This window comes from Bacillus sp. M5A3_1b (assembly GCF_053345335.1).
Map to the genome: position 1 here is coordinate 62,948 of NZ_JBKEZY010000003.1, position 12,287 is coordinate 75,234.

The window sequence follows — 12,287 nt, forward strand, 5'->3', positions numbered from 1 at the left end:
TGTTCTTTGTATGAGTGGGGTATAGAAAGACGATTTTTGCCGTCTTTTTATACATATGTATCATTTGACTTCCGCAAAAGAAGTAACCATAATTGTTACATAAATAAAAAACTATTCACATATCCACAAATAGGAGGAAGAACAATGAAACATGTAATCGTTTATGCACACCCAAATACAGAAAGCTTCAACCATGCGATTTTAGAAACTGTAAAACATGAGTTAGAAGGAAAAGGTCATGAAGTACGCGTTCGCGATCTATACGAATTAAACTTCAATCCAGTATTAGGCGCTTCCGATTTCATCTCATTTTCTCAAGGAAACACACCAGAAGATATTAAAGAAGAACAAGAGCATATCTCTTGGGCTGATAGCATTACATTTATTTACCCAGTTTGGTGGGCGGGTCTTCCTGCTATTTTAAAAGGATACGTTGACCGTGTATTTAGTCACGGCTTCGCTTATGCTTACGGTGAAAACGGTATTGAAAAGTTATTAAGCGGTAAAAAGGGCTTATTATTATCTACAATGGGAAATTCGAAAGAAGCATACACAGCAGGCGGTATGTTTGACGCAATGAAGAAAACAGCGGATGTTGGTATTTTTGAATTTACAGGCATTGAAACAATTGAGCATACATTCTATACGAGTGTTCCGTCTGTGGATGACAGTGTGCGTAAGCAATATCTTGAAGAAGTGAAAGATGTTGTGAATCGTGCATTCTAATAAAAAAACTCCGGTTGTTAAAACCGGAGTTTTTTTATTTCATCATTAATTTCGGAATATATCTTTGAAGAATGCTTTCTAATTCATTCATATCTTCCTGTCTAATAAGTAAATTCACATTGTCATTCATTTTTTCTCGCCCGCGATATAAAAATATATTTTCTTTTGGATTTTCCCATGTTGATGTTTTATAGCCTTTTAATTCTTCGTATGAATAAAAGTTTAATCCGTCTACTACACCTTTTTCATATATTTGTACACTTTTAATAAGATGAACAGCTATTAAAGTCATAAAACAACTTGCTACAACATAACTACCCGACTGAATAAGAAACTGTTCAGCTGTATCAATATCGCCACTTACGTACTGAGCATATATATACATACATTGTCCAATGAAATATGCTGGCCCAAGTAATGCAATCCAACGTCTCTTCACTCGTGGATATGTTGCAATAAGTTTTCCTGCACTTTTTTTCATTTCATTTATTATATATATCTTCCATAGAACAAAAAATAAAACACATAATGTAAAAACAAACATAATACATGACATCCAGTACAATCTGATTCCCTCCCCTCAATATCATCACATATAAATTTTACATTTTATATAACAATAGCACATATGCAATTATGCATAAAAAAAAACAGGTAACCTCTTCCGGTTACCTGTTTTTCATTACATCTTCTCAATCCACTCCGTCAAGTTATGCACAACTTGCGTTGGTTGTACTTCATATTCTGTTAACTTCTCCACAGTTGTGACTCCAGTGTGGACAAGAAGCGTATGCATGCCAGCATTTATTCCCGCTAAAATGTCTGTATCGTAGTTATCCCCAACCATTAATGCTTCATTTTTTTCTATACCAAGCACTTTTAGAGCTTGTTCCATAATGATTGATTCTGGTTTTCCAATAAAGATTGGATCTACGCCTGTTGATACGGCTACAACTGATGTTAATGAACCGTTACCTGGTAATAATCCGCGCTCAGTCGGAATGGCAATGTCTCCATTTGTAGAAATAAACGTTGCGCCGTTACGTACAGCCAGACAAGCTTTTGCTAATTTTTCATATGTGATGTCACGATCTAAACCAACAACAACGAAATCAGGATTTTCATCCACAAGTTCAAATCCTTTTTCCACAAGTGCATCATGTAAGCCTTCTTCACCAATCATATATACAGTTGCGTCTTGTTTACGTTCATAAATGAAGTTCGCTGTCGCCATACTCGTTGTGAATACTTGCTCTGCTTTCGCTGGAATATCGAAACGAACAAGTTTTTCTGCCACTTGTTCTGGTTTACGCGTTGAGTTATTCGTAACGAATAAATAAGGAATGCCGCGCTCTCCTAATGCTTTTACGAAGTCGCTCGCTTCTTCAATTTGTTCTTCTCCGCGATACATCGTACCGTCTAAGTCAATTAAGTAACCTTTATACATCATTATGTCTCTCCTTCTATGCTAACGTTCTCACCTATCATACCACTCTTATATTACCCGCTTTTCAAAAAGAAAAAAACGCTTTACCTTAAAGCGCCCCATAACGTTCATTTTTTCTCTTTTACTTGGTAAGAACAACTACAATCGCCCTCACACATGTTTGCTAACGTCTTTACATCTGCTCCTGCAAATAAACGATTGTACATCTCTTTTTCATCTTCACATACTTGCGGGAATCTCTCTGCAATTTCTTTTAACGGACAGTTTTGTTTTTCAATTACGAAAGAGTTCTCTCCATCTCTCTTTATTTGAACCATATAACCATTTTTCTCTTGCATAGCTGCTATCTCTTGCACTTTATATGCTAAATTCTTTTGATTACTCACTCGCTTTTGCAACTGTTCTTCCATTCGCTTCGTTCTCTCTGTTAAAACGTAACGAAGTATTTTTTCATCACCCATTCGAGCTAAATCTTCTAGCATATCAATTGCAAATTGCTTATACTCCTTCGGGAATGTATCTTCTCCCTTTTCACTTAATCCATATAAATAAGTTGGTCTTCCGACATGTTGTCTTACCATCTTAGAATAAATGAAACCATCTTTCTCAAGATTACTTAAATGTCTTCGGATCGCCATTTCTGTAATCTCTAAAACGTCAGCTAGTTCCGCTACTGTGTGCTCTCCCTTAACTTTCAACAATTGTACAATTTCATCTTTCGTCGTACGTGCTTCCCCCATGCTTAACCCTTCTCCCTTTTCCCTTTTCCCTTTACTTTCTCACATATAATATAAGATCCCCAAAAGGCAGTTCCGGGGATCTTATAAGCATAATTATTCTGGTACAAATGCAGATACAGGTCCTAATTCCTTCTCTAAATAACTGCGAATATTTGCTGGGTATTTCTCTACCACTGCAATATGTTTTTGAATCGTCTTATATAATTCATCATGATTCATTTGAATATAATCTTGCGTAAGCATTTTTCGAAGAAGGATAATTTCCTTCATTCCTTGTCCTTCTTCTGCACTTATCACTCGCTCGTCCATCAAAATATCGATAATATCTTCATAACTTCCTGGATCGCGCATAATAAATCCATCAATCATCGCATTCCCTACATCTAATACACAATCAATAATTAGATGAGCTATACGTTCTAATGCGTAAAATTCAAACTCGGTTTCATATATCTTTTTCTCTTGAAATGTACTTGTTGCTCGTTCTAAACATACTAGCATTTGTTCTATTTTCTTTCTGTCTACAAAATACATGAATGTCACCTACCTGGAAATTAAAGCATTTACATTTTAATTGTAACGCTTTCTTCTGAAAAAATCGACAATTTTTCGAATTCACCTTTTCTCCGTTATTTGTTATAGTTATATTTGTATGATTTTTGAAATTGGAGGAATGGAATCTTGGAACGTGAACTCGCACTAGAAATTGTCCGTGTAACAGAAGCAGCAGCATTAGCATCCGCACAGTGGATGGGCCGCGGAAAGAAAAACGAAGCAGATGATGCAGCAACTACAGCAATGCGTGATATGTTTGATTCAGTAAACATGGCAGGTACAGTTGTAATTGGTGAAGGAGAACTTGATGAAGCACCGATGTTGTATATTGGTGAAGAACTAGGAACAGGTAACGGTCCAGAAGTAGACATTGCCGTTGATCCATTAGAAGGTACAAACATCGTTGCGAAAGGTCTTGCAAATGCAATGGCAGTTATCGCAATCGCAGATAAAGGAAACCTTCTTCATGCTCCTGATATGTACATGGAAAAAATCGCGGTTGGTCCAAAAGCAGCTGGTAAAATTAGCTTAGATGATCCAATTGAAAAAACAATTGAAATTGTAGCAGAAGCTAACAATAAAAAGATTCGCGATCTAACAGTTATCGTGCAAGAACGTGAACGTCATCAAGATATTATTGACCGTGTTCGTGCAAAAGGTGCACGCGTAAAATTATTTGGTGATGGTGATGTTGGTGCGTCAATCGCAACAGCACTACCTGGAACGGGTATTGATTTATTCGTTGGTATTGGCGGAGCTCCAGAAGGTGTTATTTCTGCAGCAGCATTAAAATGCCTTGAAGGTGAAATGCAAGCTCGCTTAGTTCCAATGAACGAAGAAGAAGAAGCTCGTTGTCGTGAAATGGGATTAGAAGATCCTCGTCAACTTCTTATGTTAGATGACTTAGTATCTGGGGATGATGCAATCTTCTCAGCAACTGGTGTATCTGCTGGTGAGTTATTAGACGGTGTTAAATTCCTTGGCGGAGATCTAGCTGAAACATATTCTATCGTTATGCGTTACAAAACAAGAACGGTACGATTCATTAAAACGCATCACCATTTAGATCATAAACCACACTTAAACTTAGATATTTAATAAAGGAGCCATGTGTATGGAAGAACGTTTCTTTCTGTACGACGATACAGTCGCTACAAGAACTCGTTTCGTTAGCTTTATGGGAGAAAATGAGCGTCATGATTTAGCGCTTTTATACTCCGATCGTCATTACGGTAAAACAATTGTCCTTGATATACAGCGCAATAGATTTGCAATCATCGGTCCTGACGATTTAAACGAACCAGGCTACTTAGAGCATGCATTTTCTATGACTGAAGAAATTGCAGAAGAACTACGCTCATTTTTATTTGAACTTATATAATTTATCTTAGACACCAGCTATTTTAGCTGGTGTTTTTTCACTGTAAGTATTTTGAATTTTCAAACCTTATGTTATAATTAAGAATAAATCTATTTGGATAGAAAGGACGTTATCTACGTATGCCAACAACTACTTTGTAATGGACCAGCAATTGGATAGCATTACTCTCAAAAAAGCACCATGCTTTTTCAAGGGAGTAGTCTGCCCATTCCCATTACAAAGGAACGTAACGCATCTGTAGTATGATGTTTACGGAGGTTCCTCTTTGGGGAACCTCCTTTTATTTTTGTCTATTTCTCATGTCTTCATACTACAAGACATCCAAATAGCTGTATTACGTTCCTTTACCACTACTATAAGAGGTGAAGGAAAATGCAGAAAGTACAACTTTCTTGGAGTTTATATGAAAATGAGCAAAATACAATCGAAAAGTATTGTAAAAATTGCAGACGCACTACCCTATTTACTGACACGAATATTCGTAGGCATAACGCCAACGGAAAAAATATATATCGTTTTGCCATTTATAAATGTCCGAAAGATCATACGTGGAACCAAAAACTTCGTATTTATAAATCATTTACTGATCATGTGGAAACAGTCGACATGAATACGCAAGATCAAACAGAAACAACTACTACCATTTCCATTACACATCATAAAGAAAGTGGCGTAGCTGAAATTACAGTCGTATTAGATATCGTTTTCGGTTCCCACCGAATCGATAAAGCTTTATCCACATATATTTCTGACTGGAGCCGTACACGCATTGTGGATAAAATTAAAAATGGGGATATTCAATTGAACGGACAACAAATGAAACCAAATGCAATACTTTCTGAAGGTGATCATATCTCGATTTGTTTATAAGCGAAAATATGTAAAAAATCCTCTTACAATCGTAAGAGGATTTTTTTATTTCTTCACTTTTCGTAATACGAAGTGTGCACAACCAAAGTTACAGTACTCGTATAAATATTCCGTTAACGTACTAATTTTCGTATCATATGTCGAACGTTGATTACTATCATCAAAGAAACCGCGCAATCTAAGTTGCTCATAACCCCAGTCCCCAACGATATAATCATATTTATTTAAAATTTCTGCATAACGCTCTTTAAATGCTTCTTCACTAAAACCGTCACGAAAGTTTTTAATTACTTCGTACTGCACATTATTAATGCTCACCGTAGCATGCATCTCTTGCTCTTGCTTTTGCTCCATCATTAACTTCCTCTCTAAGCATTCTTCTTTTTATCGTATCACAAAGCATACCAACCAACAATTTCAAATACAAAAAATTGAAAATTAGTGCATGCTATGGAGAAGGAGGTGATACATCGTGAAAAAACAAATTATACTCTCTCTCCTCACTCTTTCCTTATTTGCAGGCTGTCAATCATCTAATAAAGCCGAAATGGAACGTGAAGAAGGAAGTCGTGTTCTTGTTTCCAATAAAAACGACATGTATCATACGGAAAATACAAATACAAGATTAACGAGAGTCGGTTATTCATCTAAACAAAAACATGAAGTATCTAACAAACAAGTAGGAGCCATTAACCGTGAGAAAGTCGCTGAAATGATTACAAGCATGACAGTCAAACTTCCTGACGTTACAAACGCTGCTACGCTCGTTACCGATGATGAAGTATTTGTTGTATACCGTGCAAACACAACGGATCCAAAACTCGTAGCGGATCAAGTATATAAAGCTGCTTTGTCCATCGTCCCTCGCTATTATAAAGCATATGTATCAACAGACCAAAAGTTGATTTCTCAAATTCAAGGCCTTCAATCAGGTAGCTTAAATGATACAGAATATACACAGAGCCTCGACATGCTAAAGCGAGAAATGAGCAAAAATCCTCATTTAAACAATACGGGGGATCAGACTTTGAATGATATGATTAAAAAATAAAGAAGATGGAGAAAACCTCCACCTTCTTTATTTTTGACTATTTCTTACGATCCGCATAAACCGCCATCGCATCACACATAAACTGTGCTAAACCTTCACCAAACTTATCGATATTTTTCGTGAAGCGCTCATCAGCGACGTACATTTGACCGAGTCCTTTAAAAGCATCTAGTGAATATTCTCCAAAGTTTTGCAAGTAATCGTACCATACCCCGATTGCTTCCTGTGCCTCTTTAGAATTTGGTGCGCCGTGTCTAAGCGCCGCTAAATTTCTGTAAATCGTATTAAACTCTTCTTGATTATCTTTTGACATACCTTTCGCGTATTCATTAGCCTTATCTACAGCTGCGTCTCCCCATCGTTCACGCGCTTCTTCTTCGTACGGATTATGGCTGAAATCGAACCCTTCAAATTTCTCTTTATTCGTCATTTCAATCGCTCCTTTTGTATGCTGAATTGTTTTATCAATTGTCGCAATCACCTTATCTAATCTGGCACGTTTTTCAAGAAGCATTTTCTTATGAAGTTGTAGTGCTTCTTCGTGGTCAAATGATGGACTCATGATAATTTCTTTAATTTTCTTCAAAGGGAAGCCTAGCTCTTTAAAAAATAAAATTTGCTGCAATGTCTCTAAATTTTCATTGGAATATAGACGATATCCAGACTCTGTCGTCTCGTCTGGGGTTAATAACCCAATTTCATCGTAATGATGCAGTGTGCGCACACTAATTCCAACTAAATTAGCTACTTCTTTTACCTTCATTGTCATGTGTATCTCCCCCTTAATACATACGATAAAGTATGACGCAACGTTAGAGTCAATAAGTAAATTCATTTTTTGTTAAAAGTTTCATCTCCACTATATTTCATGCATAATAGATATGTACATATATTAGAAAGCGGTGAAAGTATGGTTTCAAGTACGGTAATTGCCAGTATCACAATTCAACTTGTGATTTCGATTCTGGTACCTATTATTGCGTTTGTTTATTTCCGTAAAAAATATAATATTAATTGGAAAGTGGTCGGCGTTGGTGTTCTTATCTTTATTGGATTTACCCAAATTCTCGAAACACCGTTCCACCTATTTATGCGTGGTAATCCAGCAATCGCTCCATTTTTAGAAAATCCGTTTGTCTTTGCAATTTATGGCGGACTAACTGCTGGTATTTTTGAAGAATTAGGACGCTTCGTTGCCTTCTTCTTCCTACTAAAAAAATATCTAGAATATAAAGATGGCTTCGCTTATGGAATTGGTCACGGCGGGATTGAATCTATTTTAGTTGGCGGATTCTCTGCATTGCAGACACTTATATTCGCTAATGCTATTAACAATGGTAGCTTCGCTCAAATGGCAGAAAAACTACCACAATTAAATCTTGTAAAGGATATGTTAATAGAACAACCTGCTTATTTATACTTCCTTGGCAGCTTGGAAAGAATTATGGCTCTTGTATTGCAAATTGCCTTTACAATGCTTGTCTTATACGCAGTAAAACAGAAGAAATATATCTTCCTTGTTTACGCTATATTATTCCACGCATTTGTAGACTTTTTCGCGGCACTTTATCAAACAAAAACAATTAACATCTTTGTTGCAGAAGGAATTACCCTTCTCTTCACAATTGGTGCTATCATTCTTATTCGTAAAATGAAAGAGAAATTAATGAGTGTACCGGAATAAAAAATAATCCACCAACTGGTGGGTTATTTTTTACCACGATTTTCGCAATGATGATAACTCTTGCCCTCTTGCAACTCCCTCTTTGTTTCTGCATCTATAACAATGTACTTATGAATCTCTTCTGCTTCATTTTGAGAAAAGGAAGCAAAAAAATAAACTTGGCGATCAGGGTGAACAAAAAAATCTTGAAGTACCACGCTACTACGACAACCCGCGGCTGTTTTTTGTAGGAAAGAAAATTCTTCATCAGGCACTTCTTTAAATAAAATCTTTTTTCGAACGCTATATGCTGCATTGTTGTATTCTTTATAGATTTTCTTATCTAACTGTTCGTAAAACACATCTTCACTCACAAATGATTTATTTCGATTGCTTGGATAATTTAATTTTTGATTGGATTCTGCATATGTTGTGGACAAGTGTATAAAAAAACAAAGACCGAATATAATACATATCATTTTTTTCATCATTACACCTCAAATGTTCATTTATCCACATTACTTTTCCACATATTTAAATCAATATGCCGTTTCCAATAAAAAGGAATTTTCCCCACATTTGTCGAAGTATATAGCGTCAACTTGAAAGATGGGGATGAATTATGAAGAAATTGATTGTAATACGACATTGTTCAGCAACTGGACAAGAACGTGATGCCGAATTAACGATTGCAGGAAAAAATCAAGCAAACGCTCTTGCTACATTCCTATTAGAAAACCAATCACAAATAGATCATATTATTTCAAGCCCATTTGTGCGAGCTATCGATTCTATTCGGCCCTATGCGCTTCAAGCTAACTTGTCTATCCAAGAAGATGAACGATTAGCTGAACGCATATTAAGCGACGTTCCAATGGATGATTGGTTGCAAAAACTAGAATCTACTTTTACAAATATAGATATCGCCTTTTCAGGCGGAGAGTCAACAAAACAAGCGACGGATCGTGCTATATCACTTATCCAAGACGTTTTAAAGTTAAACCATACTACAACACTACTTGTTACACACGGCAACTTACTGACGCTCATTTTAAAGCACTTTGATCATACGATCGGCTTTATTGAATGGAGAGCTTTAACGAATCCTGATATTTACGAAATTACACTCGATAAACAATGTATCCTAAAACGATTATGGGAAGCACCGTCCAAGTAATATCTCTTTCCAACACATTCAGTTGACGCCACGAGAAGAAACTGTACTAATAATAGAAAGGGGTATCACTCCATATGTACGAAGATGTACTTGCTTTACTACATAAAACAAATGCTTCTTACGAAAAGTTTGAACACGAACCAGTACTCGATTATGAAACAGATCGTATCGTACGTGAAAGGCTTGGCTTACACGGCACTCCAAGTAAAAGCTTATTTTTAAAATCAAAGTCTGGAGATTATTACGTATTTTTTACGTTAGAGGGTACAAGGCTCAACCGAGGAGAGATGAAAGAAATAACAGGAGAAAGTTTATCTCTCTGTTCTCCTGATGAGCTAAGAGAAGAAACAGGCTGTACTCCAGGATGTGTAGCTCCTTTCGGTTATTCACAAAATGTAACGATTATTGTGGATAGTGCTATTTATGCTTACGATAAAATTTTAATTACACCTGGTGTACCTGAATTTACAATTGAATTATCCACAGAGGAATTAAAGAAAATCTTATTAACATGCCCAAATACTGTTTTAGAATATAAACAAAAAGAGAGCTAATGATTAGCTCTCTTTTTTCATTATCTTGCTTCTGCTGTTTTTTCTTTTGCAGAACGAACCTGCTCGTCCGCATGGTAAGAAGAACGCACAAGTGGGCCAGCTTCACAGTGGCTAAAGCCTTTGCTAAGTGCAATTTCTTTAAGCTCTGCAAATTCTGCTGGTGGGTAATATTTAAGAACTGGTAAATGCTTCTTAGATGGCTGTAGGTATTGTCCAAGAGTTAAAATATCCACATTGTTTGCACGTAAGTCATCCATCGCTTCAATTAAATCTTCTCTCGTTTCACCTAAGCCCACCATAATGCTCGATTTAGTTGGAATATCAGGCTGCATTTCTTTTGCTCGACGTAAAAACTCTAATGAACGATCATACTTTGCTCTAGCGCGAACTCGGTCAGATAATCGACGTACTGTTTCAATGTTATGGTTTAAAATATCTGGTTTTGCATCCATTAACATTTTTAAGTTTTCTTCTACTCCACCCATATCGGATGGTAATACTTCGATTGACGTAAATGGATTTTTACGACGTACAGCGCGTACTGTTTCAGCAAAAACAGCTGCTCCCCCGTCCTTTAAATCATCACGTGCAACCGCTGTTATAACAACGTGCTTTAAGCCCATTTGTACTACAGAATCTGCTACGCGTTCTGGCTCTTGTAAATCAAGCTCAGTTGGTAAGCCTGTTTTAACCGCACAAAAACGACAAGCACGTGTACAAACCGCACCTAAAATCATAAATGTTGCTGTTTTTCTTACAGCCCAGCATTCATGAATATTCGGACATTTTGCTTCCTCACAAACTGTATGAAGATTCTTAGAACGCATCATTTTCTTTAAGCCTGTATAGTTTTCATTCGTGTTCAACTTAATTTTCAACCATTCGGGCTTGCGCTTATATTCTGTTTGTTTTGTCATGGTTATCAACTCCGCACAATATGAAATAGTTTACCGTGTTCGCTTCTTTCAATGTAACATATCTATTCTAACGTATGAAAGCGATTTGCTCAAATGAAGATTCTAAGATTTTTTCCAATCGTTCCCTATAATGAAATACTCCGTATATCCCACACTAAAAAGAGTGATGTTGTGAAAGGAGTCTATTTCATGCTTCGAAAAATTTCTCTTTTGCTTTCGATTTGCTTTCTTCTCCACCAAAATATCGCTTACGGTGAAGATAATCAGCAAAGCATATACGAAAAGCGCATGGCACTATATAAAGAAACCGAGCAATCTTCAGGCATTCCGTGGTATTACTTAGCTGCAATGGATCAATACGAAAGAAATATACGGAGCGTAAGAAAAGATATTCCGAAAAAACCAGATGCCATTATTTCCCTTTATTTCAAACCAGAAATATGGGCTGGTCCCGTTAATGGTAACGACACTCTCCCTCATACAATTTCTTTATTTGGCGGATTGGGTTTAGATGGTGACAAAGATGGATTTGCAAACGCAAATAACGACCGTGATCTTCTGCATACAGCAGCGACAATTTTAAAGAAACAAGGAACGTCCGAAGACCGTGTTCACATTATGCTTTGGGAATATTATAGACGTGCGAAAACAGTTGAATTAATTACCGAATACGCCCAAATTTATAAACATTACGGACGTATTAATTTAGAAGGAAATGCTTTCCCTCTTCCGATTCGTAGTGACCATAGCTACCGTAGTACTTTCGGTGCTGGAAGAAGTTTTGGGGGGAGGAGAGTTCATGAAGGAACTGATATTTTTGCAGGCTATGGTGTACCAGTAAGATCTACTTGCTATGGCATTATTGAAACAAAAGGCTGGAACCGTCTTGGCGGATGGCGCATCGGTATTCGCGACCTTCATAATAATTACCATTATTACGCTCATTTAGGCGGATTCTCAAAAGAAATACAGCTTGGACAAATTGTCGAACCAGGAAAAGTAATCGGATTTGTCGGTAGCACCGGTTACGGCCCTCCCGGCACAGCTGGAAAATTCCCGCCCCACCTACATTTCGGTATGTATAAAGACAATGGTTATACAGAATGGGCTTTCGATCCATACATGCATTTAAGTCTGTGGGAGCGAAAAGAACGCACGAATACAAAACGATAACCGTAGCATATTGCTACGGTTATTTTTTTAATT

The 12,287-nt window shown here is 36.8% G+C and carries 17 protein-coding genes; 9 read left to right on the forward strand and 8 right to left on the reverse strand.

From position 1 onward, the window contains the following. Positions 1-144 precede the first annotated feature (144 nt). On the forward strand, positions 145-726 hold the full coding sequence (locus ACLBWW_RS10010) for an NAD(P)H-dependent oxidoreductase (RefSeq protein ID WP_048542293.1): 582 nt from the start codon (positions 145-147) through the stop codon (positions 724-726). Between the two features lie 34 nt (positions 727-760). Here the strand turns inward: ACLBWW_RS10010 and ACLBWW_RS10015 are convergent, their stop codons facing one another. From ACLBWW_RS10015 to ACLBWW_RS10030, 4 genes are all read right to left on the reverse strand, one after another. Further along, on the reverse strand, positions 761-1,291 hold the full coding sequence (locus ACLBWW_RS10015; RefSeq protein ID WP_000289894.1) for a hypothetical protein: 531 nt from the start codon (positions 1,289-1,291) through the stop codon (positions 761-763). A gap of 117 nt (positions 1,292-1,408) precedes the next feature. Next, on the reverse strand, positions 1,409-2,173 hold the full coding sequence (locus ACLBWW_RS10020) for a TIGR01457 family HAD-type hydrolase (RefSeq protein WP_000276467.1): 765 nt from the start codon (positions 2,171-2,173) through the stop codon (positions 1,409-1,411). Positions 2,174-2,280: 107 nt separating this feature from the next. Beyond that, entirely contained in the window at positions 2,281-2,913 is a 633-nt protein-coding gene (locus ACLBWW_RS10025; RefSeq protein WP_000503338.1) for a helix-turn-helix transcriptional regulator, read from the reverse strand. A 93-nt stretch (positions 2,914-3,006) separates the two neighbouring features. Next, entirely contained in the window at positions 3,007-3,447 is a 441-nt protein-coding gene (locus tag ACLBWW_RS10030; RefSeq protein ID WP_000274003.1) for a DUF86 domain-containing protein, read from the reverse strand. 147 nt (positions 3,448-3,594) lie between these two features. Between ACLBWW_RS10030 and glpX the strand changes: the two genes are divergently transcribed. From glpX to ACLBWW_RS10045, 3 genes are all read left to right on the forward strand, one after another. After that, positions 3,595-4,566, forward strand: coding sequence for a class II fructose-bisphosphatase (gene glpX, locus ACLBWW_RS10035; protein WP_000439090.1), 972 nt, complete (start codon positions 3,595-3,597; stop codon positions 4,564-4,566). 16 nt (positions 4,567-4,582) lie between these two features. Continuing rightward, complete coding sequence (locus tag ACLBWW_RS10040; RefSeq protein WP_000392614.1) at positions 4,583-4,849, forward strand: DUF3055 domain-containing protein; 267 nt, start codon at positions 4,583-4,585, stop codon at positions 4,847-4,849. 372 nt (positions 4,850-5,221) lie between these two features. Beyond that, on the forward strand, positions 5,222-5,719 hold the full coding sequence (locus ACLBWW_RS10045) for a cytoplasmic protein (protein ID WP_048542296.1): 498 nt from the start codon (positions 5,222-5,224) through the stop codon (positions 5,717-5,719). A 45-nt stretch (positions 5,720-5,764) separates the two neighbouring features. Here the strand turns inward: ACLBWW_RS10045 and ACLBWW_RS10050 are convergent, their stop codons facing one another. Next, the gene (locus ACLBWW_RS10050) at positions 5,765-6,076 is read right to left on the reverse strand and encodes a YutD family protein (protein ID WP_002008894.1); all 312 of its coding nucleotides are present in this window, start codon (positions 6,074-6,076) and stop codon (positions 5,765-5,767) included. Between the two features lie 115 nt (positions 6,077-6,191). On the opposite strand from ACLBWW_RS10050, the gene ACLBWW_RS10055 reads away from it, so the two are divergent. Next, on the forward strand, positions 6,192-6,770 hold the full coding sequence (locus ACLBWW_RS10055; protein WP_046954398.1) for a YhcN/YlaJ family sporulation lipoprotein: 579 nt from the start codon (positions 6,192-6,194) through the stop codon (positions 6,768-6,770). 37 nt (positions 6,771-6,807) lie between these two features. On the opposite strand, the gene ACLBWW_RS10060 is transcribed toward ACLBWW_RS10055, so the two are convergent. Then, positions 6,808-7,539, reverse strand: coding sequence for a MerR family transcriptional regulator (locus ACLBWW_RS10060; protein ID WP_048542299.1), 732 nt, complete (start codon positions 7,537-7,539; stop codon positions 6,808-6,810). Between the two features lie 99 nt (positions 7,540-7,638). Between ACLBWW_RS10060 and ACLBWW_RS10065 the strand changes: the two genes are divergently transcribed. After that, positions 7,639-8,454 carry a YhfC family intramembrane metalloprotease gene (locus ACLBWW_RS10065; protein ID WP_048542861.1) on the forward strand — a complete coding sequence of 272 codons (816 nt, stop codon included), beginning with the start codon at positions 7,639-7,641 and terminating at the stop codon, positions 8,452-8,454. A gap of 23 nt (positions 8,455-8,477) precedes the next feature. On the opposite strand, the gene ACLBWW_RS10070 is transcribed toward ACLBWW_RS10065, so the two are convergent. Then, positions 8,478-8,921 (reverse strand): hypothetical protein, encoded by a 444-nt coding sequence (locus ACLBWW_RS10070; RefSeq protein ID WP_141538791.1) that lies wholly within the window; start codon positions 8,919-8,921, stop codon positions 8,478-8,480. Positions 8,922-9,055: 134 nt separating this feature from the next. On the opposite strand from ACLBWW_RS10070, the gene ACLBWW_RS10075 reads away from it, so the two are divergent. Both ACLBWW_RS10075 and ACLBWW_RS10080 read left to right on the forward strand, forming a co-directional pair. Further along, positions 9,056-9,610, forward strand: coding sequence for a histidine phosphatase family protein (locus ACLBWW_RS10075; RefSeq protein WP_048542303.1), 555 nt, complete (start codon positions 9,056-9,058; stop codon positions 9,608-9,610). A 74-nt stretch (positions 9,611-9,684) separates the two neighbouring features. Beyond that, complete coding sequence (locus ACLBWW_RS10080; protein ID WP_048542306.1) at positions 9,685-10,164, forward strand: YbaK/EbsC family protein; 480 nt, start codon at positions 9,685-9,687, stop codon at positions 10,162-10,164. Between the two features lie 20 nt (positions 10,165-10,184). Here ACLBWW_RS10080 and lipA read toward each other — a convergent pair whose 3' ends face one another. Continuing rightward, positions 10,185-11,081, reverse strand: a complete 897-nt coding sequence (gene lipA, locus ACLBWW_RS10085) for a lipoyl synthase (RefSeq protein ID WP_048542308.1) — start codon at positions 11,079-11,081, stop codon at positions 10,185-10,187. 189 nt (positions 11,082-11,270) lie between these two features. On the opposite strand from lipA, the gene ACLBWW_RS10090 reads away from it, so the two are divergent. Beyond that, a complete protein-coding gene (locus ACLBWW_RS10090) occupies positions 11,271-12,254 on the forward strand; it encodes a M23 family metallopeptidase (protein WP_000944677.1) in 984 nt (327 codons plus the stop codon). Positions 12,255-12,287 lie beyond the last annotated feature (33 nt).